Below are 20,937 nucleotides of genomic sequence, written 5' to 3'. Positions count from 1 at the left end.
TCTTATTATGCGAAAGGATTTTCGTCGGGAATAGTCAAGCAGCCGTAGAAGTTTTCGAAATTCCCGAAAGAATGGCACGCCTGTGCAGAACGGTTACAGCCCTTTGCTAGTTTTACTTTGTCGCCAGGGGCAAGGGAGTCGATGCCGGAGATTAGTTGAACATACCCAGTTGACGCATCAACACCTGTAATCATTCGAAAGTCAGCTTCATCGAACGACAGTAGGCCAGCTAGGTAGTAATCTGCAGCATTATTGAATCCTGAAAGATACACAACCCTTCCACCATCTTCGACCTTTATAACCGTCTGTGTTTCTTGATAATTGGCAATATCAAGGCCACACAGATCGTCATAGAGATGATGATTGCACTGGGCCTGGTAACCAAATCTAAGTACCTGGCGTCGCAGCAAGGCGCTGGATGGATTGCACTGGACTGTTGCTACAGAGTTATTCCATGTCACGGAACTTACTTCCCCGGCAAACACATTAACAAATAGCTTAGGGTTGTCTCGCTGCGAGCGGAATACTTTCAGCGTTACGTGCCTTGACGGTAATTGTGACCGGAATAACAGCGGAATTGCCGAATCCCCAGGCATATCAATATCAAGCTTATTCTTGTAATCTTCTGATGTCCGCTGAACCTTTGAGCGTTTAAGAGCCAGGGGTTGGTAGACTATTCCGTCCGTGTGCAGATGCTGTTTGGTACCAGACGTATAAGCATAGTAGGTCGAGCCGAACTCGAAAAAGTATAGCTCGACCGGCTTATTCAGCGACAGGGATCGTTCGATCGATTTCAGGGTCAGCATTTATCAACTGCCTTATTATTTTTGTTATAGTACTGTCGACTGTGGTATCGAAGACGTAATTAAACTCATCTGACTCAAATCGACCAAGGAACAGTGGGGCAATGTATTCTACGTCAGCTATCGCAATCCCCGATACTGGCTCAGCTAGATCAATGACCTCGGTACCATCCAGTCCATCACCTGCATTCAAAACGCTTCGATACAGTCTAGTACCATTATACAATTTAATTGCTATTGCCGGGGCAAATGCCTTTGAGCGCAAAAAGTTTTTGTAGTTGGCTTTCTTTACTACAATCTGCAGTGCAGCTGCCTCAACATCCTTACTTAACTCAAGACCAACGAGGGGGCTTTCGACATAAAACTCTCCCTGCCCTCCACGTTCCAGCTCCGCGAAATCTTCGAATCGCATACGATCAAGTTCGTTGAAGAATCGCCATCCAAGTTGGAGAAACTTAATAGCTCCTTGTTGGCGATTATGGGTGTAGCGCTTACCAATATTCGGATCAAACGTTTCTCTTAGTTTCAGATAACGGATAGAAACATCCTGGGATCGATCCGGGCGCATATCTAAAACACGGCGACCGTTGAACATTGCGAAGTCATCGCAGGCAATAGGCTTACTATACTCAACCTCGTCGAAGTCAAACGTTGCAGTTGTGATCTCGACATCCATTCCGTGCACAACCGAACTGGTGTCCTCGCCGATCAATGCCTGCTCTACAGGCACTAGTCGTGCTGCGGACGAAAAGTTTTTCTTAGCCAAAGTATCAAAAGAGATCAACAGCTCCGACGTTCCTGCTACATCCAATGTTTCCCACACATCCCCCTCTATGATCATTACTTTGCTTGCAGAACGAATGTAGTTATTGATGGAATCAACAGCAATTGAGCTCTGGCCAGCTAGTAATGGCGTTGAAACAGTGGTCTGAAATGGCCACAGCGGAACCAGATATTTTCCAGAAAAATTACCCACCAGGTTTCCAAAGAGGTACTGCTCAGCATCCGTCAACCCGTATTGATAAGTTGCAGACATCCTTGGCTTATCGCGCAGGGAAATTCGCTGCTCTGTTCCATCGTAAGATTCAATTACCTCAGTTAAGTAGGAGTGTTTTATTTCTGGTGGCACAGACCAATCGATACCAAAATTCAGAACAATCGCCCTGGAAGCTGTAAGTGCAAAATCGTAAGAGCCCGCCACACCGAAATCGAACGATGCCCGGTAATTAACATCTGTAGTACTTTGGCTAAGAAAAACTTCGTACGACGAGGCCTCGAAGGACAATAATGACCCCGACTTTTGACCGATCAAGTCCACGCCTTCGACACCGAATTCGCTCACGCCTGACAACGCGATCGATGAGCGATAGGAGTGCCAAACTGCAAATTCGAATGTCTCATCCGACGATATCTGCCCAGCATCAATAACGGCTGGCGTGACAAATACATTATCAAAAAACATGCCACCCCATGTAATAGCATCATGCCCATCCCAGTGCAAATCCAGGTTTGAATACCCGATATAGGCATACGCACCACCCAATCTATTATGAACTAGCACAGGTGCAGGCTGCAGATCTAAATCGTAACCACAGTAACTACCATGCCCGCGAATAAATTCAAACCCTGGAGCTACCTTAGACATCGACTTCCACCGCAAATCCTAGGTTGAAGAGTGGTTGAATCGGTACTGAGGGCACTTGCTTTCCAAAAAACGGGAAGATCTTAAACGCTCTATCGCCAACAACATAGGATTGCTCCGGAGTCATCAAGTCGCAATTGATAAAGTACAGGTCATCAAATTCGGCATATGGACTGTAAGCACCTTCGTTTTTGACATACGTGTAGATCGGCATCAGAGCAGACAGTCCATTGAGACGATTCGAACTACGCGCAGAACTACCAATATCGCCAACAGTCGTCGGGCTTCCTGGCGCAAAATTTGGAATCCTAATTGCACTATTGGAATTAAAGCTACTGCAAAGCCCTTGGCTAGAATCACCAGGATAAGCAAACCCTGTAATCCATCCGCTATAATCAGACTTTTTTACCTTGCACGCTGTCGTAGTAGTACTTGTATCGAAGGGAATATTCCAACTATTTTCAAAAGTGCCACTTGCCCCAGTCAGAAACTGGCCACCTGTATTCGCAGCAATGGTGTCCATAGCCCCGAAAGCAATATGACTGTAACGTTCAGTTTCGTACTCAACAATCAGCAAAACTTTCGCCGCGCCAGTAAACAAGTGATACACGCCTGACGTTCCAGTCTGCGCATACATCCGGACAAATGGAGTTCCCGGCTGTTCATACCACCTTGCCGAAGCGCTAAAGCCATCGTTTGCCCGCACATCGATTCCACTTTTACCAAACCCAGTCGCTTTGTAGTCAAACGCTGGATTGTAGTCGTCAAAATTTCTAAGGCTGAAATACATACCGTCTTTCTGGATATGCAGGCGCTTTCCGAAGCTTGTATCCGCTGAATCGACATAGTCGTGCAGATCAACAGTCCATCCTTCGACGATAAGCTTATCTCTCAATACCTGGAGAAGGTTTTCCGAGGACGAGTACGAACCTGTTTGATATTTCATTAATTCAGCCTAAAAGCGTAGTACTGTGAGCCACGAAATACGTTTGGCACCAGCAGATATTGAATGGAATCTATGGTAATAACTGATTCGGCGGACGCCCCTACATTGCTGCAGGCAAAAATACCGTCCAGGTACCCTAGCCACATTCCGTCGTCGGGCGCTAAGCCTACTGACGGCGTCGATGAAACGATCATGGCGTTGTAAATTTCGTGCTCGCCATCCAGGTTTTTCCCTAGGTTTGCTATGCCGCCATCGAATGGCCAAACATAGGCCAGTTCATAAATATAGGAGGGTCGAAAATCGAGAGAGTCCCCTGTGTCAGCTCGGGCTACCTGTTGCCACCCACCACCAGGCAAACACACACGACCTGGCCGATTCTGCCCACCGTAAAACGGATATGCAGATGTGGCCTGAGTTGTCGAAGACCATGTATCGGCATCCCCAGAGCAGCCAACGTAACAAGGGAACGGATACTGATCTGTTGGAGCGAATGGGAGCAGCAAGCCTGCGTAAAACGAGTGGTATGCGTTGGAAATCCGGCACACCCCAGCCAGCCGTCTTTCCGACACTGACAACCAGACAAAAAACGGCTGATTGTGCAGTGGCACCCGTGGCAGTTGCAGCCCACCTCCCGGTGTCGGCAATGCCCCAACCTGATCTCTGATAGCCCGCCCGGCGTCGTACAACCTAAACGCCTGGAACTCCACATTCGCGCCGGAAATGAGCAAGGCTAGGTAGCCCACTGCAGGGATCTTTAGCACCTTTTCCGTGGCGTTATCCCGCACAAGCGTCCACCCTTCCCCCACGGCATGCGAAAGAAGTTTGCTAACAAAATCGTTTTGATCGGTTGCGGTAAAAGTGTAGATAGCCATATTTTTCTTATACTGGGCTTTTTATTATTATAGCATTTACATTGATTTGATTTCGGCCCGATTTGCGCGAATGTGGTTCATTATCACGCGCTCCCCATCAGCGCCTTCCAACGCACTGGCAATACTTGGCGCATCAATCACGTTGTTAATTGTGACGCGTGGCTGAGGGCCGGCAGTGCTACCACCAGATTCTTTGCCGATGTTGTTGCGATGCCGGGGGTCATTAGCTGTCAGCATTTCCTCCCCTCGTTCGGCGATTATCGGTACTTCGTTTGGTTTGAGGCCCACTACCCCACCCGTGTGGTAGCGCATAGCACCGCCGAACATCCATCCCGGTACCGACCTGCTGCGGCCACCTGCTGCACCGATCAACCCTCCGTCATGTTTGACGCCCCCCATAATTGCCCCAACAGCCGTGCTCGCCCCGCCGCTGAACGTTCCCAGCATGCTTTGTATTGCGTATTGCACCATAAGCTGCGCGATAACCTGCAGGATTGTGGAAATCATCGCTGCCCCCATATCAGCGAAAGCTTCCTGGGCGCTTTTGGAGCCGTTGATGATCGAGGTAAATGCGTCACCGAGACCGCTGGACATGCTCCCCTGCAGGTCTTTCCAAGTTTTTTGAAAGCTGAAAACCTCAGATTTGGCTGACTCCAGTGAGTCCTTCGTCCGATCAACATCTTCCTGGTTGCCAGTGACCTCTGCCGCCTTTTGCCCCCGCTCACCCAGGGCATTTACTTGACTCAAGTAATCCTTGGAGCTGATCTGGTTGTTCTCAAGCTTCCGCTTCAGTGCAGCATACTGCCGGTCAATCTCATCCAACTCGGCCTTGGCTTTCTTCGCAGCAACGAGGTCAGCAGCAGCCGTTGAGTCTTCGCCCATGGCTTCCAGGATGCGCTTTGTGTCAGCAAACTCGCGCTCAATCTCAAGCAAATCAGCTTTGTAGTCAGAGCCCCGGATGCGCAGCAGATCGACCTGCAGTTGCTCCTTGATTGCCTCAACTTGAGCTTTCGAGTCGGCCAGGGCCGAAGCGCGATCGGCCTTCAGCAACGCCTCCTGGTTCGCCAGAGCAGAGGTCAAATTCAGCTGTTCCTGGCGCTTCACCGCGATCTGCGCTTCAAGATCAGCAATTGCACCCAGGGCAGTCCCGCGCTCCGAATCAATCGTCGACTGCCCCAATACTTTTTTCTGAGCAGCCAACTGCGCCTGCAGCACCTTGATGTCTTCGCCCAGGCTCGCTTTGCGCTGATCGCTGATCTCCCGGTTTGCTTTCAAATCTATCGCCAGACGTTGATCTGCGATCTCGGTGGCGGTCAGTTTTTCGGTTGTTGCGCGGGCGTCCAGGGCTTTGTTTTCGAGCTGTTGGCGGGTCTGGATGGTTTCGATGGATTTGTCGATTTCCATCTTTGCCAGGTCGGCTTGGAGCTTGGCCTGAGTGGCGGCAAGGGTTGCCGCTGTTTGCGTATTTGTTAGTGCGTTTTTGGCGTCGCCGCCTCTGCCGATGCCCAGCTTTGCGCGAGCCGCATCCTGATCCACCAGCGACTTGTTCTGAGCTTCGATGGCAGCGCCTGCATCGAGCAATTTGTCGGTTGCAGTGGAGATAGCACCGCTGATCCCACCAACACCTGTAAGGGTGGCCTTCACCGCCTCCTGCCCTAACTTGTCGAGGGTCTGGGATGCCCTACCAGCCTGAGCAGCGAAGTCTTTGAAGATGCCGCCGCCCAGGTTCAGGGTGATCGGTTTGTTCAGGTCGGCGACCGAATCGTTGATGTAGCTCCAAACGGTGTCCAGGGACGACGACATGGTGCTTGCGAGGCTGCCGGGGATTTTGTTTAGCAGTGATTGGATACCCGGAACGAACGAGTTGCCGACTAGGGTAAGGACATCGGCGAAGGCGCGCCTGTAGAAGCTCACGAAGCTACTTACGAATTTGCTCAAGTACGTGAGGATCTGGTCGAAGCCCAGAGCGAAGACCGTGGCTGTATCTGTCGCGCCCTTAGCAATGGCAAAGAAGATCGTGTAGATCGCATCACCAGCACGCCCGAATGCAGCGAAAGCCTGACCAGCCGCGTACACGATTCCGCGAAATTGCTCGCGGCCCGAAGTGCCAAGATCATCGACACCAGTTTTAGCGTCAGTGGTGCCCTGGAGCATCATTTGAACAAGCGCTGTAAACTCCGGGGCAGCATCGGCTACGGACTTTTTGAAGCCGGTGGAGATTGAAATGGACAACTCATTAAAGGTTCGGTTGAGCTGCTCAACGTTCTTGGTGTCTAGGCTGTTTAGCGTGTAACCAGCTGCTCTGGCCTGGGCCATTAGCTCCTTGAATTTGCCAGAACCATCTTCCAGCAAGGGCAGCAGGTTGCGCAGGTTATCGGAGCCGATTTGATCCAAAAATGTAAACTGGGCACTCGAAGACATTCCCTTCATGACATCCGAAATCTTCTGTAACTGCTCCAGGGGATTGAGCTTCATAAACTCAGCGCTGGAGGTCTTCATGATTTGGAAAAAATCGATAGCGCCTCCCGATTGAATCGAATTCATCTCCTCGATCTTGATTCGGACTTCTTCCAAGGCATCGACGAATTGCTCGGCCCCTACACCAGAGGTCTTGAAGGCTGCGTACTGCGCAGCAGTCAGATCCTCAACGCTAACCTGCAGTCGTTTGGAGGCTACATCGAGCTCTGTGAGCTGGCTGACCGTTTCCTTAATGGCACTGGCACCAGCAAACGCTGCGATAAGTCCTGCTACCTTTCCGGCAGCACCATTGAGCGCATTAGACATCTCATCTCTTGCGCGCAGGACGAGCTGAATGATTGTAGAGCCTGCCATTTCTTATTCTTCTTTTTGGCTAAGTTGGTCGATCAGATTTTTGAACTCTTTGCCATCACCAGTGGCAATAGCAATACGAGACATGTGATCAGCGATGATCCAAGTCATAAGCTGATCGCGTAGGCGTTCTTTATGAATACCCACTAGGTGTAGAAGGCGCTTAATTGAGTACTGGTAAGGATTAAGGCCAGCATGACCATTCGCGATCAGCAGCTCACAGCATTCGATTAAGACAAGCGCAAACTGCTGTGGATCTTGTTCAGTTGCCTTGGATTGTTTTCTTGCCGCCTCAAACTGTTTTACTTTCTCAGCAGCGGTAAGATCGTCGGCAGTAGCTTTCCCAGGCTTTTTTTTAGACCATCCGGGAACGTCAGCGAAAAAACAGTGGCAAGCAATTCGATCTGGATAGGAAATGGTAGGTTGCGCACGTATTCTTCAGCAGCACGTTGTTTACAGGCGCATGCAACACAAGCAGCTGCAAACCCCGGAAAGCTCATCAGAATCTCTTTAGACACGTCAGGATCAGCAAGAGACTCTTTCACGTTGCGAAGGAAAATCGCAGCCAGGGCGTCACGATAGCCATCGACAAGATAGATGAAATCTTCAGTATTAAGGCCGAACACATCAATGGTGACCTCAGGCTTTTCTGCAGAGGCTTGAGTAATGGTAATCGGACGCGAGGGAATCACGAGATCTGAGAGTGCCATGCTTTCTTCTTATTATTATGTGGCTTTTTTCCATTATACCGCCCCGTGCAACCCCTGTGGGCCAAACGCGCTTTGACGTCAAAAACCAGGTGGAAATATTTTCGGTGTATACCTAAAAATAGCGCAACTGCATACTAGATCCGAGTAGAGCTCATGTGTGATATTTGAACTATGGCAGCACAATAAGAGAGATAGACAGCATGAACGATATCGAATACGACCCAGAGCTGATCGCAACGAAGGACGAGATCCGCGCAGCCGCCCGTGAGATTGCCAAGAGCTCCACTGCATACAACTTCGTCGAATTTCGAAAAGAGGTTGAAGGCGCGATTGGGTCTGATCTGATCATTACCCCAGAAATGGAATGGGTCGTCGAAGAGGCCATCCAAGAATACAGGTCATTGGCCATTGACGAGGAGAATGAGCATGTTTGATGCACGCACCGATCTACCCTCGCTTTCAGATGCACAAATGAGTGCGATGTCTCTGCGAGAAGTCATGGAATACACATGCAAGCGAATGATCGCTCAGCGCAATGATCCGGCTTTTGAGCGCAAAAAGATTGATGAGCTTGCCGATTTCATTGAGCGGAATTGCCTGGATGATCTGACGAGCATGGGTTGCGTCGATTCGTTCAGCTTTCTGGCGGAGGCCTATCTCGACCAGGATTTTCCAGACATCAGAAGCTATGAAAAACGCTGGAGAACTGCAGCGGCACGTCAGGTGTGGTACAAGTACAACCACTAACCAAGAGGCGGCGAGAACCGGCCCAGGAGGCCGGCTTATTTTATGCGAATTTGAAGAACTGCGGGTATGCCTGTTGAAGATATGACTTACACATTTTTGCCACAAAAGCGTGCGCTTGGTCGATTTTCATCACTGGCAGTTTGCTGGCCTTCACCTTGTCTTTGAATCCGTGCCTAGAGTCAAATCCAGTAAGAGAATAGTTGTTTGCAGTGAACGTAAAGCTTTCCCGCTCTTTCTTGTCTTCGCCGATAGTGATTTTCTTCACCCTCGCATGCGAGTCGATAGTCTCCATAAGTCGATAGTAGCCTACCCAGCTGTTGTCCAGCTCGAATTGCTTAAGGAGCATATAGACGTCTTCATTTTCAGTGGCAAGGATCATCAACCCAAGTCTGGCAGACATTTGAAGAGCTTTTTTCATCTCTTCATTCCACTTATACGGACTGATCGCCGGGCGTCGCAGGAGACTAAGGGGCATCATTGGCTCACGCCAGTCAAGCGGTTTCCCTTCGAGGAGGATCTTGTGAATCGTGAGCGGTCTTGCGTCCCTCCAGAACAGCTTCGATGCGCCGTTGAAAAGGCTAGCCAACTCGTATGAGATCTGCCAGATCAAATTCTCGTCATCCTCCCCTTCAAAGTAGATTGAATTGAAGCTGAAGTAGTCGCTCGGACAGTCGTTCCAATGATCAACACCGCCCCAAATGTGAAAATACTCTGTAGAACCTACCCGTTCGCTGAGCTCTCTCAAGTCTTGGGAGTCACCGTTCAGCATCACCTCAAAATCAGCTCGCGCAGCCATGATTACCTCGTCCTATGTGATGGCTACTATGCTACCAAAAAAGCCGGTCACTGACCGACCTTACTGAGCGCTACGCGTACTCTTCCTTAAACAGCTTTGATAGACCACTGCCGCTAACTGCTTTGGATGCAAGCAAAGTGCCCTTAATTTCCTGTTCGCCGTAGTCCGAGGTTATAAGCTGACGCTGGGCCGCTGGGCTTAGGCTGACTTTGTGGTAAGTGACCTTCACCTCCCTATCGTCCTCGGCAAGGTTACACCCGTCGAACACGATTTGGACGTTGATGCCACTGTTTACTAGGCCTTCCAGGCGCGTGGTCGCTTTCGAAGCGTAGGTGACCTCTGCGGCGGCACCATCCTCGAAACCAGCACCCTCATCGAATTCGATCGAGCCCCCAGAAACACGGTACAGGCCCTCATCAAGCGGCTCGCCAGCAACGGTAATGGAGGTCACGGAAGCGATAACTCCAGGCACAACGACACTCTTACCAAGATATGCCTTTCCAGTCCAGACCTTGGAAGCCATTGCAGCATCTTTGGTCAAGGTTCCGAACAAGGCCAGGCGCATAAGCTCAGGGTTAAAGTCCTTGGCGTTGATCGTCAGCTCGCCAGTGTTTTTAATGACCTTGCTTTTCGCGGTGGACAGCGTTCCGTACGTGGTGTCCTGCATCTCAACCTTGTCACTCGTCAGCGCCAAAACAGCAGAAGATGAGTGGGCAACTGCGGTAAAGCCGCCTGTAGGTTCATCATTATCATCCAAAATAGCAACTAGAATGGCACCGTTGCCGATCCAGCCGATGCTAGTATCTTTTACATTTACAGACATTTAATCACCTTTATTCTTATTTTTATCAGATTTCGTTCAGTCAAAACTAACAAAATGAGTCCATGAAAGCTGCCAAGCGCTAAAATTATTTCCCTTAAACCCGGACAATAGCTCTTCGAATGACTGGATCTTTGGCAGATTTGGGTTGCTACCAGAGTTACCACGGTACTTCTTCAACAGCCTGGAAATCTCAACACCCATATTCATGGCCTGCCGAGATACCCCCTTCGTATCCTGGTCGGAACGAGCAATGACGAAAGCCCCGAACACTGCGTCGCAAACCATTGCTGGTTTTTCGCTGACAATTGGCCCGCCACCACAGGCCAGAAGCACATAACACTGCTTACCATCCAGCGTAATATTCTTAAGGGTATCCTCAACAACAGTGCCAGAAAATAGATCGACCTTTGGCTTTGATGGCAAAGATTCGATTAGGGCTTTGTAGTCTTCTAGGGTTTGAGTAATGGACATAAAGTTTTTGTTTTTATTATAACACTGGCGCTGAGGTGGCAAGGGCGTTTTCAATATTCTGGAGTAGGATAGTTTGGTATTCCTCAAGCCATTGCCTGGGTAGGCCAGATTTGTCGGGGAGGTATCTCCGCTGCTTTACAGTAATGCCGTATTGGTGGTTGTCCGCATATACTAAGTTGCTTGCCAGCTCCAGGTTTGTTCCACGCACGTTGTGCTTGACGCTGTTGCGTAGCCTGCCAGTGTCGAGGAGCGGCTGGCCCTGACGATGGGTAATGCGCGCCCATGGCTGGCCATAGGGGTCAATGCTGCGCTGAAAGCAGATTTTGACCTTAGCAATCCAGCGCACGCCGATTTGGTTAAGACCTCGGCGGACGTGGGGGTTGCTGGGGCCGAGCTGGCGGACTTTACGGACAAGCTCCTCCAGGCCTCTGGTGTCGACCTGCAGGGTAATGGGCTGGCTGCCAGAGGTAGTCACGAGCGGATTAGCCTTACGTTGTGGAACCCGGACTTGCGGGATTCCTGGCTTGCAGTGCGGAGGCGGTTGCGGCCACTGGCCAGGCCCTCAAACCAGCGGATTGCGTCTTCGAACCTGCGGCGCTGTTCATCGCTGGGATTTTCGTCCCAAAGATAGTAGCGACTAATGTCCAGCACGAATCCCTTAACGTCCTCAACCGCCCCCACGTCTGTTACTGGGGCGTCGAGGCCACCGGCACGGATGTAGCTGTCTGCCAGGCGGGAGGCTTTTTCAACGGCCCGGATAATCCTGGCTTCGCCGTCATCGGGCACTTGGTCGTTACGGAATTCCGAGGTGTATTCTTCGAAGGTAGCGTACATAGTTTTTCTTAGCCAAAGTTTTATTGTTATGTTCCTTGCCTTGGTCTTTACCCTCAACGGTCTATTTTCTTTTTAAAAGGAAAGGTACCGGTTGAGGGTGTGGAGCTAAGATTTTGGCTAAGAAAAACGCCTTTAGGAAGGCAGCAAGACTTGCAACTGATTCAGCGGGATCACATGTGCGTTGTCTTGGTCTACGAACCCATCCAGCGGCATTCCCTTTTTCCACATCCTGTGCCGGGTCTGCCCTAGCACCTTGATCTGATCTTCCTCGTCCAGGCCTTGGAGGAAGTCGTTAAAGCTGTCCGGCACCGGCTCATCGTCATCATCAAACATCGCAATCATGGTCGTGCGACAGCCAGGGTGAAATGGCGGTACCTTTTTCTTCGGGTCGTTGACTCTGAATTTCTTCCCGTTAAGCGAAGCGCAAGTCAACGTTGTGCGGGTGTCCAAAATCGCACTCAGCTGGTACATCTCCACTCCAGCCTCTTGGAAGCCCAGCATGTCCGCATTGGCTGTAACGTGTGCCGCCGCCGTCCGCACGAGGATCTCGATATTCCGCCGCGAAGCGTTGAAAGGATTGACCGGATCTGACACCACAGCATCGACGACCTTGCTAACCGGCAACCCATTCACGACGCCCAGCCTGACAGCTCGCTTCACCGCATTTTGCGTAGCCAAGCTCTGCTCGCTAACCCATTCCCGGAGCAACTTGCCATCAAACGGGTCGCTTTCAATGAAACTACGAATAAAGTCCTCGGAGGTCTGCGCGCCACCCAGATCAACCTCCAGGGCCTCAGAATTCCAGTCAGCTTGAGCCTTGTACAATTCCGTCAGCTCGTCGACCAAATCCCGCTCCATGGCCGAATACTGATCACCGATTGCCCTGTCGATTCGCTTTAGTTTTGCTCCAACCCTAACAGCGCTAAGGATTGCTCCACGCTGGACGTCAGCTTGTAGTTCCGCTGCCACCTGCGCACGTAGCTGGTACAGCTGGGCGACAGCTCCACGGGCAATGCGGGTGTATTGCCCCCTTAGCTGGATCTGACGAGCAATGGCTTTTTTTGGACTGATCTTCGCCATTAGGCCACCCATAGCTCAGCTTCTGCCCTACGGCGTTTCACAAGCCCTGGAAGTCTGATTCCTTTGGCATATACCCAACGCATCAGCTGCGCCGGCACAGCCGCAAAGTCTCCGCGATTAATGACCCTGCGCAACGTCGATATCTCGAAATTCCCCGCCCCGGCGTTGAACACAAAATCGATCAAAGCAGCGAGCTGGTTGGCATTCAACTGCACTTTCACCAACCTGGTCACAGCGTTAGCAGCCTTCAATAGATCGGCCCCGAGCAACGCCTCTGCACGCTCGACATTGATGGCCGGAAACTGGCTCAGCGGTGCCCAGGGCGTCCGTGACAAAAGATGGCCATACCCAATTGTTGGTAGGCCCACTGGATCGTAGTAAGGCTCGATTTGCGGCGTCCTGGGATCTGGATCATGCAGCCCGTCAAACTCAGGACGACTGACCAACCTGGCTGCGATCCCTACTGCCTGCTCCACCACCGAAACGGCCATCACTTCGACCGCCAGCGCTGCAACACGCGCCCGCCGAACCAAAAGGAAATCACAGCGGCCAACATCGCTTCGTCAAAGTCCGTCCAGCTCCCCTTCAACGCTTCGAACCCCGGCAGACCTGCAGCTTCAAGCGCGTGAAAAACGGCCACCTTGTAACCCATGTAAAAGCCCACAAGCGCATAGGTGATCAGTGGGCGGCACATCCGAATCACGAAGTCTACATGCACTCCAATAAGCGCAACATACGCCCTGACCCACGCCGGTAACGTCCCACCGCCGACTGAGGAAATCAGCTTGTCTGCGTAGCTCTCCTCCGGTTTGTGCACAGCAACAGCTTCGGCGATATCGGCCTGGGCATTAATCTCTTCCAGGCGCCACATATGCTCAGAAGCCGCAGACTCCATTCGCAGCTTCATCATCTCGATTTCCTGAGCGTGATCCTGCTTTGCCTGGAAGTAATCAAAGAGTTTGGGAACAAACGGCCCCAAGAACCCAAAAAGCGCAGAAATCATCGCAATCATTTCGACGCCCCCTTGACGATAAGGGCGTCGATACGAGCACTGATTTTGTCGAGTTTATCTTCAATTCGCTTCGAATCTTCTTTTCTCTCGATCTGATAAGATAGAATTTGCGTGCTGAGGACATCAACGCGTTGATCAGTGAGTTCAATTTTCTTGTCTAGGCTTGAATAAGCAAGCACCCCGCTCACGACCATCGACAAAATGGGGATCAGGGCATAAAGGGACACAACCAGGGTGCTGGCGTTTGTTGTCGCCGGAGGGTTTGCTGACATTTTATTCTTCTTATTAGTCGCCAGAAGAGCTCTATAGCCCTTTATTATCATATTATCACAGCAGTCACTGCGCGGGCGAATTAACACCGGAGAAACAGAATATTATGTGATTTCTATTACGCAGGTAGATCAGGCACGGCAGTCCACTAAGGTTGATTGACGCAGATGGCAAATAAGGAGAAAATGAAAATTCTGCCAAACACATAGGTTCTGCCTTAGAACTACAAGGACGATGATGAAAAAACTCACAATTTTGGCCTCCCTGCTGCTGGTGGGATGTGGTGAAAGCGATCATGTTTCTTTTATTAAAAAACAAGTCCTAAGTGAAATTGATCCCTCTCGCACGCTAGGAAACGCGCTAGAGAACAGGGATCGATGCACTTCGTACAAATGGAGCGAAAGCACTGATAGCGCGGGAAGGAACGTTGTCACCTACGTTTGCAAAATGGATGCAGGTGTATCCGATGCAATATTGCAGAAAGGTTTTGATAAGATCATTGACGACGCGAAGTCTGAAATCAAAGAATACAAACGCAAGGTCAGCTTCGCAGACAACTTCCAGCCATGCATTCACAAAGATGCAGACCAGTATTACGAAAAAGCTTGTGAGAACGTCAAAAACGGCTATTTGAAATCTGCCTCACTCCTCGAAAGTAGAATCCCTGAAATTGAAGATTTTAAGGACAATGAGATTTCCGAGGTGCAGCAAATAATTGACTGGAGCGTAATTGACAACACTCCACCATCAGCGGTCATGCTTTCTGCAAAATATGTAATAACAATGGATGACGGGCAGACTTTTGAATTTAAACAGGGGCGCGAAACGCTTCACGATGTCTACAACAACAATGAAAGGCTAAATCCGGTACAGAATCTGCATCGAATGATAGCCCCGCCAGTTTGTCTAAACTGTAATTAACGCGCAGTGGCTCAACCAATCGGGGGGTCGACCTGTAACTCCCCGATTGATTCAGCCCTTTTTTTCGGTCGACCACGCCGTTTCGAAGCATACTGATCTGCAGACGCGACATCCCCGCTAACGCCGCCCCCAGCAAAACCATACCCCAGCCCCAGCCAATACGCTTCAGCCCTGGATCCAGCGTCGACAAAGACCTTGTGATCCCCAAGCTGCAGGCAATTGGTAGCTATTTCACGCTTCATTTTTGTTCCCAAACCAAGCGTTCCACGTGGATCATTTATTAGCACTTACTAACTAAAGGCCCGATCAGCGACCGGGCCCCGGTGTTATCAGTGGCCGCCCAGGCGAAGAGCACGCTCCGGACTTACGGTTTTCAGGCCGCACAGGGTCTCAAATTTCCACTGTGTTGACTCTGTGCGCGGCTCGTACCAGCGCAGCATACGCAGGGAGATGCCTGTGCGTGGGTCGGACATTTGCGCAAAATTCACACCTGCCGCGTCCTCCGGCACCTCCAGGTTGCGGAAGGCAATAAGGAACGCAGACTTGGTAAATGCCAGATCCACCGGGTGATCACCGACGACAGTTACAGCGGTACCAGCCGCGATGCCATCTACAACCGCTGGGTAAACCGGAACAACAGATCCAGCAGTGTCGGCAGTGACTACAAAGGTCTGGTGGCTACCGGCAATTGTAAGCACGTCGCCTTTTACAAAAGCGGCCCCGTCGACCCCGGCCAGCGACAGAGCAGTTGCACCAACCAGGGCCTCTGCAGCCAGGGTCATACCAGCATTGGCAGACGCAGAGCCAGCAACGTGATACGGGGCTTGCACGTCGCTGTACAAATCAAAGCCGTATTTGCGCCCGATCAGACCTTGGGAGACCACGTTTGCGTCACCAGTCTCATTGATTTTCGAGAATTCCAGCAGCAGGTCAGCTTCGGTGTCGGAAGTCAGCACGATGTTGCGGCCATTCAGGATTTTGCGGTTTTGCATTTCCTTGCGGGCAGCGATCAGGTCGGTCTTGTCGCGGCCAGCGGTGGACGCAGGATTGCCGGAGATGTATGGAATATCTTTGTACAGACTGAACAGATTTTTGTTTACCGTGCGCGCCAGTGCATCAACAGCGGCCTCGGCGGCAGATGGCAAGGACAGGGAGTTTGCGTGGGCCAGGAACTCCACATCCTTCATCGCGAACTGCTTGTACAAGTGGCGATCCAGCTTTACATCGACCTTACCAGCAGTGATGTCCTCTGACTGCGAGCCGGCGCTGTCAGTCGGGTGGTCATCGGCGTCAGAAAATTCAATCGGCTTAGCGATGCGGATGGTATCACCGTGGTTTTTGGCCTCGTCGGCGGTATCAACGCTAACAAGCTGAGGCATAGTCAGCTGGCCGTACAGCCTGTCGATGGCCAGCGGCAGAATCACCTCTGTCATCAGTGCTTCGGTGTCGTTGCCATGACGAACAAGGGCCACGATTTGGGAAAATGCAGTCATTTCTTCACCTGTTTTTATTTTTATTGGTGATTAATTTTGAGTGTTTTTGTCTCTACATCAGCCCACAGGGCACGATGTTTCCCGGCACAGCCAGGTGGGGCCCGCAAGCCCCGGAAAAATCAGTTGATTACGATCTCGCCAGAAGCCCGTTTTGCGAGCAAAGCCTTTCTTTCGTCGGCGCTGGCAGCGATTAATGTGCGTTGCCATTCTGCTGTGCTGACCGTTTTCCCTGTGCCGTTGACGCCACGGGCGCCGGAACCAGGCATTTGCTTGAAATAATGCGGCTTAGTCGCGGTCAATCCGGACACCCACTCTTCAGGGGTCAGTGGTCTGCCAGTCTTACCAAATACAACGTTGCCGCTGCTGTCGCGGGCCACCAGCTCTCCAGATTCGCCAAGCTGCCAGGTGCTGCCGGCAACAGACATCAAATCGTCGAGCGCGGACGGATGGAAGAACTCGTTTTTGAGCGCAACCTGCCCAATAGTCTGCTTGATTTGGAACTGCTTAAGCTTGCCTTTTTCGCCGTCGACAGCCTTGCGGAGCTCTTCTTTTTCGCTCTGCTCTGCCGCCAGTTTCTCCTGCCAGCTTTGGCTATTTGCGGCGATACGCTTGTCCAGCAGGGCTTGGAAGTCGAGCTTGCCTGCCTTCAAGGCTTCCAGATCATCTTTTTCCTGGATACCACTTTCGAATGCCTTCATTTTTTCAGCGAGATTTTTCTTCTCATTGAGCAAATCGGCGTTCTTATTTTTGAGTGGAGTGACTTCTTTTTCGACATGTGCTCGAAGGAAGTCTTGGAATGCAGGGTTTTCGGCCAGCTTGTTGAAGTCTACTTCGGGATCTTCTTCGCCGAAGCGGACGAGACTTACCAGGCGCTTTTCTTGAAACATTGATATCCCCCCAAGGGATTTTGTTTTCTTGTTGTTATGAATTCATTATAACAAAGGAGAAGTCACCTGGGGGAACGTAGCGGCTAATTATTTAAGGGTATTCCGGCAGCCTGTGGAATTGCTCGATCCTCGCCATCCAATCCTGCGGTAACTGAGCTAAAGCTTTGTAGAAACTGGCGCAAGGTTTGAGTTTTTTGCACTCGACGAGGTACAAAACATTGTGAATATAGCCCGTTTCGACAAGCATTTTCATAAGTCTCGCTTCTGCCCTGGCGATGTCATCCTGTTTACCAAGGATTCGTAGACGCCCCGTCGCCTCGAAAATATTGTATAGACCTTTAGCCGTCAGCTTTATCGCAGGCCGTCTGACGCCTTCCAGATTGTGCAGGTAAAAATTGACAAGTAGGAAGCCGATTTTGTGCTGATCCCACTCAAAACACCGCTCGATCCTGCCCAAAACTTTTTCGTCGTCGACGTCACCCATCAAATTCAGCAGTTGTTTAACAAGACTAGCATCGTTAAACACAGGAAAACGATTGGGGTGCATCCAGAAAAGGATTGGCACCTGACCGATTAAAGTTGAAAGATCCACCAAAATCTCGCGCTGGGGATGCGGAAGCTGCTTACTTTCGCAGTCAATTTTATTTTCGCTTAGCCATTCGCTGATTTGCGCACAAATAAAATCCTGCTCGCTCCAAACTTCCTGCCTGTCCATATGGTGCTTAATAGCGCGAAACCCAGCCACATCACCAGCACAGAAAAAATCCAGGACAGCATCGGTTGAACTGTACATAAATTCACCACTCGTTTACTTGTGCAATAACTTCCCAGGTCAGGAAATCAAGGGTAACGGGATCGATGGTGCTGATTTGGCATTGGTACTGTAGCCCCCTGAATTCAAAAATCCCCTTACCCAGCAAGCCAAGAATCGCCATTTGTAGTTTGGCCCACGCTGCCGCATCACCCTTTTCATCTTTTTCTTCCGTGGCACCTTCCCTCTGAAGGACTTTTCCGCGCTCAGCTCGATGGCAAATGTCCGTGTATTCCTGCTTTTGGCTTCCACGGAATTCCGGACGCCCCTTGTAGTGATTTTTCTCTTCATCAAACCCTCCGACGAGATAAATACTGCAAATGTCGCGAGTGCTACGATCAGCAACGGTAATTGTGAGAGTCGGAAGAGCGGTCATGATATTTATTCTTTTTATTATTAAACATGACTAATTATCGCTGGTGATCGAGCATCAAATCAACATATTTTGGCAGTTATTTATCACTTCGATCGTATAAATACCTAATGAGGCCAGATAAAAGCGTTTTTCTTAGCCAAAGAAGATCAAGCATGATCATCGCAGCGGGTCACCACCCAGCCCCCCTTCCTGCTACGCCCCGGCTTTCCACATACATCGCAGATAAACCCACTAATGTATTCCGCGAAATCGCAGGCGTATTCGCATCGCACGGAGTTCGCATTTGGGAACAGACTCAGATCGCCGTACTTTTCTTTCACATCTCTAAACGACGAGCCATCTTCCTCACAAATCGCACCCAATCCCATCAACAGCGCATACCATCCACTCCCCACACCCACGCTGCAGTCGTAAACAGCTTCGAAAGGTGCCAGGTGCTTCCGGTACAACGCTTCCCCCTGAGCCACAGGCGCCTGCCCAACCGTTGTCATATTTGACAGCAAATCAATGCAGGCACGCGCATTCCAGTCACTTTCGCTAATGGAGATCCGCAGGTGGCCGAGCTTTTGGCGCATCTGCCGAATCGTAAATTGCACCATTCGCTTGTGGTCGATTTCGTGCCGGCAGTAGCTCAAAAAAGCGACAACAAGATGATCCCAGGGCTCCGTGAATTCCGGGCCAGTGGCCGCGAAGTCGGAGCCAGGCCTGATGAATTCCGAGAAATCACGGGTGATAATGGCGTTAAGCGCTGGATTATAAACCAAGGTCTACTCCTAGAACGTGCTCCAAAAGATGGCCTTTGCCTTTGGCATTCAGTCGCTCCAGCAACTCCATTTTAAAACTCTCATCTTTGCTGAAGAACTTATCACGCTCGGTAGGCCAGTCGAGCTCTCTTAAAATCTCGGCCAGCTCGGGCTGCTGTTGCTCAAAACGCTTGATAAACTCATCCCTGTGTCGCTCGACAAATGATTTCATTACGCCCACCAAATGCGAATTAATAAGCAATCCTTTGTACGTCTCCGTAACGTATTGTATTGCAATTTTTTTCAACCCATGAATATCTTCCGCAACAAGGTAGCAATACCAATCATTAATATCGTCGCCCATGACAAGGAAGATGCGCTTAACTCTTGCTTCGAAACCCAACTTAAATGCAAGCGCTGTGATTTCTTTTTGCACGCTCCAGACAAAATCATCTTCCTCCCGGCAAACCTCGGAAAGCTTTTCTACAACATAAACCTTTCTTGCGCAGTAGTACTTTTTGCCAAGAAAATCATAATCCTTAACCAGCCTTCGAAATAACTCCCTACTATCGGAGTATAACACGCCATTATAAACAACGTCTTCGCCAGGCGTTTCAAAAACCACCGGAAACAACCAGCGCAGGTAGTTAAGAAAGTAAGGACACACGTTCCCTCCTTGCCAATTCGTCGAAGTAGTCGACTAAAACCCTGGAGACAGAAGTGTAATCGCGCACTAAGTAATAGGAGTAAACATCCATGGACATACTCTGGCATTCAGAATCCAGCATCAGTTCGGAAATAGCGATTGCCAAGGACTTGCTTACAAACTCATCCTCATTTTCTGAAAAGAAAGCAGCTTTGGCGAGATTATCTGATTGATTGTCGCCCCAAGAGCCCCTTTCAAAATCTGCATAGGTATTGTAAACGTCCCTAAAATACACCAGCATGTCCGTATAACCATCACCATTCCAGATGTATTCATTCGCCTCATAATCAAAATCGAAATTACTGAACTCCATAAAACTTAGGAAACGCATGAGATATTTCATAACCCTAGTTCCATGGCCAGCACAGTTTCCATTTCGTGGTCAGTAAAGCGATCCATCTTGTGCTTTAAAAAACCCAAATCACCACGACACAGGCACTTAAAATCAGTTTGACTTTCACAGTAATGAAGCAGAGTATAAATTGCAGGATACTTATAATTAATTACACGCCTTACTAGAGGCACAAGACCTTCCAGCACTTCCCGCGAATACAACACCTGGTCAATACCAAGTAACTTACACTTCTCAATAAGACCAAGCTGCGGGACAAATGCTTGCTCGGACGCTCGTTTAAAATCCCCAAACAGCATGTTCGAAACAATGCTTAATGTATCGCCAGACAGCCTAAAACCTTCAAGGACAATTAAGCCACTAACAATCATATCTCGAATATCACGCAACCAGGATTCTCGCTTAATATCCTGATAAACAGTTCTAAAATCTTGTTCAGACTTTGCTCGCAAAGCGGCTTCGTAATAGTCGGGTCGGACGTACTCATAACGATCCTGCCTATAAGCCAACTGAAATGCCATCAGTACTGCTAAATCCAGGTACCCATCAAGTCGTCTGGTTTCGGGCGCCCGGCCCTTCTCCTCAATCAAGATCGATAATGGCTGGTCAGTGTCGGACAACGTCAAGCGCATCGCCGTCGACCCTGAAAGCTCTGTCAGAATGTCGTCCACCAGCAGCTGCTCGATCGCCAGATTTCGCTCCATCCGCTGCCCTCCCAACGCACCTAAGGCCCTCAAAACCAGCAGCTTTGGCTTCAAAATCGCCTGCAAAATCCGAAGCTGCCATGGCGTCATGACACACCTACATATTTAA

26 protein-coding genes are annotated in these 20,937 nt (G+C 50.2%); 3 read left to right on the top strand and 23 right to left on the bottom strand.

Annotation, left to right across the window (positions count from 1 at the left end; genetic code table 11):
• Window positions 1-5: 5 nt before the first annotated feature.
• From L1P09_RS07730 to L1P09_RS07705, 6 genes are all read right to left on the bottom strand, one after another.
• Window positions 6-806 (bottom strand): baseplate hub domain-containing protein, encoded by an 801-nt coding sequence (locus tag L1P09_RS07730; protein ID WP_235768703.1) that lies wholly within the window; start codon window positions 804-806, stop codon window positions 6-8.
• Complete coding sequence (locus tag L1P09_RS07725) at window positions 763-2,448, bottom strand: hypothetical protein (protein ID WP_235768702.1); 1,686 nt, start codon at window positions 2,446-2,448, stop codon at window positions 763-765. The genes L1P09_RS07730 and L1P09_RS07725 overlap by 44 nt, the downstream gene beginning before the upstream one ends.
• Window positions 2,441-3,391, bottom strand: a complete 951-nt coding sequence (locus L1P09_RS07720) for a hypothetical protein (RefSeq protein WP_235768701.1) — start codon at window positions 3,389-3,391, stop codon at window positions 2,441-2,443. The genes L1P09_RS07725 and L1P09_RS07720 overlap by 8 nt, the downstream gene beginning before the upstream one ends.
• Window positions 3,391-4,263: a hypothetical protein gene (locus L1P09_RS07715; RefSeq protein ID WP_235768700.1), complete on the bottom strand. Its 873-nt coding sequence runs from the start codon at window positions 4,261-4,263 to the stop codon at window positions 3,391-3,393. Before L1P09_RS07715 ends, L1P09_RS07720 begins: the two co-directional genes overlap by 1 nt.
• A 36-nt stretch (window positions 4,264-4,299) precedes the next feature.
• Window positions 4,300-7,095, bottom strand: coding sequence for a coiled-coil domain-containing protein (locus L1P09_RS07710; RefSeq protein WP_235768699.1), 2,796 nt, complete (start codon window positions 7,093-7,095; stop codon window positions 4,300-4,302).
• A 299-nt stretch (window positions 7,096-7,394) separates the two neighbouring features.
• Window positions 7,395-7,802 carry a phage pre-tape measure protein gene (locus L1P09_RS07705; RefSeq protein WP_023661682.1) on the bottom strand — a complete coding sequence of 136 codons (408 nt, stop codon included), beginning with the start codon at window positions 7,800-7,802 and terminating at the stop codon, window positions 7,395-7,397.
• Window positions 7,803-8,002: 200 nt separating this feature from the next.
• On the opposite strand from L1P09_RS07705, the gene L1P09_RS07700 reads away from it, so the two are divergent.
• Together L1P09_RS07700 and L1P09_RS07695 are read left to right on the top strand one after the other, a co-directional pair.
• Window positions 8,003-8,236, top strand: coding sequence for a hypothetical protein (locus L1P09_RS07700; protein WP_023661683.1), 234 nt, complete (start codon window positions 8,003-8,005; stop codon window positions 8,234-8,236).
• On the top strand, window positions 8,229-8,549 hold the full coding sequence (locus tag L1P09_RS07695; RefSeq protein WP_235768698.1) for a hypothetical protein: 321 nt from the start codon (window positions 8,229-8,231) through the stop codon (window positions 8,547-8,549). Before L1P09_RS07700 ends, L1P09_RS07695 begins: the two co-directional genes overlap by 8 nt.
• Window positions 8,550-8,589: 40 nt before the next feature.
• Here the strand turns inward: L1P09_RS07695 and L1P09_RS07690 are convergent, their stop codons facing one another.
• From L1P09_RS07690 to L1P09_RS07650, 9 genes are all read right to left on the bottom strand, one after another.
• Window positions 8,590-9,345, bottom strand: a complete 756-nt coding sequence (locus tag L1P09_RS07690) for a hypothetical protein (protein ID WP_235768697.1) — start codon at window positions 9,343-9,345, stop codon at window positions 8,590-8,592.
• A gap of 70 nt (window positions 9,346-9,415) precedes the next feature.
• Window positions 9,416-10,168 carry a phage tail tube protein gene (locus L1P09_RS07685; RefSeq protein WP_235768696.1) on the bottom strand — a complete coding sequence of 251 codons (753 nt, stop codon included), beginning with the start codon at window positions 10,166-10,168 and terminating at the stop codon, window positions 9,416-9,418.
• Between the two features lie 36 nt (window positions 10,169-10,204).
• Complete coding sequence (locus L1P09_RS07680) at window positions 10,205-10,639, bottom strand: hypothetical protein (protein ID WP_235768695.1); 435 nt, start codon at window positions 10,637-10,639, stop codon at window positions 10,205-10,207.
• Between the two features lie 16 nt (window positions 10,640-10,655).
• Complete coding sequence (locus L1P09_RS07675) at window positions 10,656-11,114, bottom strand: phage virion morphogenesis protein (RefSeq protein WP_235768694.1); 459 nt, start codon at window positions 11,112-11,114, stop codon at window positions 10,656-10,658.
• On the bottom strand, window positions 11,111-11,473 hold the full coding sequence (locus tag L1P09_RS07670; RefSeq protein ID WP_235768693.1) for a phage protein Gp36 family protein: 363 nt from the start codon (window positions 11,471-11,473) through the stop codon (window positions 11,111-11,113). Before L1P09_RS07670 ends, L1P09_RS07675 begins: the two co-directional genes overlap by 4 nt.
• A 132-nt stretch (window positions 11,474-11,605) precedes the next feature.
• Window positions 11,606-12,553, bottom strand: a complete 948-nt coding sequence (locus L1P09_RS07665) for a minor capsid protein (RefSeq protein WP_235768692.1) — start codon at window positions 12,551-12,553, stop codon at window positions 11,606-11,608.
• Entirely contained in the window at window positions 12,553-13,044 is a 492-nt protein-coding gene (locus tag L1P09_RS07660) for a lysozyme (RefSeq protein WP_235768691.1), read from the bottom strand. The genes L1P09_RS07665 and L1P09_RS07660 overlap by 1 nt, the downstream gene beginning before the upstream one ends.
• A complete protein-coding gene (locus tag L1P09_RS07655) occupies window positions 13,044-13,565 on the bottom strand; it encodes a hypothetical protein (RefSeq protein ID WP_235768690.1) in 522 nt (173 codons plus the stop codon). Before L1P09_RS07655 ends, L1P09_RS07660 begins: the two co-directional genes overlap by 1 nt.
• Entirely contained in the window at window positions 13,562-13,837 is a 276-nt protein-coding gene (locus L1P09_RS07650) for a hypothetical protein (RefSeq protein WP_235768689.1), read from the bottom strand. The genes L1P09_RS07655 and L1P09_RS07650 overlap by 4 nt, the downstream gene beginning before the upstream one ends.
• A 235-nt stretch (window positions 13,838-14,072) precedes the next feature.
• On the opposite strand from L1P09_RS07650, the gene L1P09_RS07645 reads away from it, so the two are divergent.
• Window positions 14,073-14,756 (top strand): hypothetical protein, encoded by a 684-nt coding sequence (locus L1P09_RS07645; protein ID WP_235768688.1) that lies wholly within the window; start codon window positions 14,073-14,075, stop codon window positions 14,754-14,756.
• A 329-nt stretch (window positions 14,757-15,085) separates the two neighbouring features.
• Here the strand turns inward: L1P09_RS07645 and L1P09_RS07640 are convergent, their stop codons facing one another.
• The 8 genes from L1P09_RS07640 to L1P09_RS07605 form a co-directional block, all read right to left on the bottom strand.
• Window positions 15,086-16,249, bottom strand: coding sequence for a P22 phage major capsid protein family protein (locus tag L1P09_RS07640; RefSeq protein WP_235768687.1), 1,164 nt, complete (start codon window positions 16,247-16,249; stop codon window positions 15,086-15,088).
• A gap of 119 nt (window positions 16,250-16,368) precedes the next feature.
• Window positions 16,369-17,136, bottom strand: coding sequence for a hypothetical protein (locus L1P09_RS07635; protein WP_235768686.1), 768 nt, complete (start codon window positions 17,134-17,136; stop codon window positions 16,369-16,371).
• A 91-nt stretch (window positions 17,137-17,227) separates the two neighbouring features.
• A complete protein-coding gene (locus L1P09_RS07630) occupies window positions 17,228-17,929 on the bottom strand; it encodes a hypothetical protein (RefSeq protein ID WP_235768685.1) in 702 nt (233 codons plus the stop codon).
• A 4-nt stretch (window positions 17,930-17,933) separates the two neighbouring features.
• A complete protein-coding gene (locus tag L1P09_RS07625) occupies window positions 17,934-18,323 on the bottom strand; it encodes a hypothetical protein (RefSeq protein WP_235768684.1) in 390 nt (129 codons plus the stop codon).
• 146 nt (window positions 18,324-18,469) lie between these two features.
• Complete coding sequence (locus tag L1P09_RS07620) at window positions 18,470-19,087, bottom strand: hypothetical protein (protein ID WP_235768683.1); 618 nt, start codon at window positions 19,085-19,087, stop codon at window positions 18,470-18,472.
• Window positions 19,077-19,733 (bottom strand): hypothetical protein, encoded by a 657-nt coding sequence (locus L1P09_RS07615; RefSeq protein WP_235768682.1) that lies wholly within the window; start codon window positions 19,731-19,733, stop codon window positions 19,077-19,079. The genes L1P09_RS07620 and L1P09_RS07615 overlap by 11 nt, the downstream gene beginning before the upstream one ends.
• Window positions 19,714-20,115, bottom strand: coding sequence for a hypothetical protein (locus tag L1P09_RS07610; RefSeq protein WP_235768681.1), 402 nt, complete (start codon window positions 20,113-20,115; stop codon window positions 19,714-19,716). Before L1P09_RS07610 ends, L1P09_RS07615 begins: the two co-directional genes overlap by 20 nt.
• Window positions 20,112-20,918: a hypothetical protein gene (locus L1P09_RS07605; protein ID WP_023661702.1), complete on the bottom strand. Its 807-nt coding sequence runs from the start codon at window positions 20,916-20,918 to the stop codon at window positions 20,112-20,114. The genes L1P09_RS07610 and L1P09_RS07605 overlap by 4 nt, the downstream gene beginning before the upstream one ends.
• Window positions 20,919-20,937: the final 19 nt, after the last annotated feature.

Origin of the sequence: Pseudomonas juntendi, from assembly GCF_021560075.1 — a bacterium.
In the GTDB taxonomy this organism is placed as follows: domain Bacteria; phylum Pseudomonadota; class Gammaproteobacteria; order Pseudomonadales; family Pseudomonadaceae; genus Aquipseudomonas; species Aquipseudomonas juntendi.
This window is presented reverse-complemented; position numbering and strand designations above follow the sequence as displayed.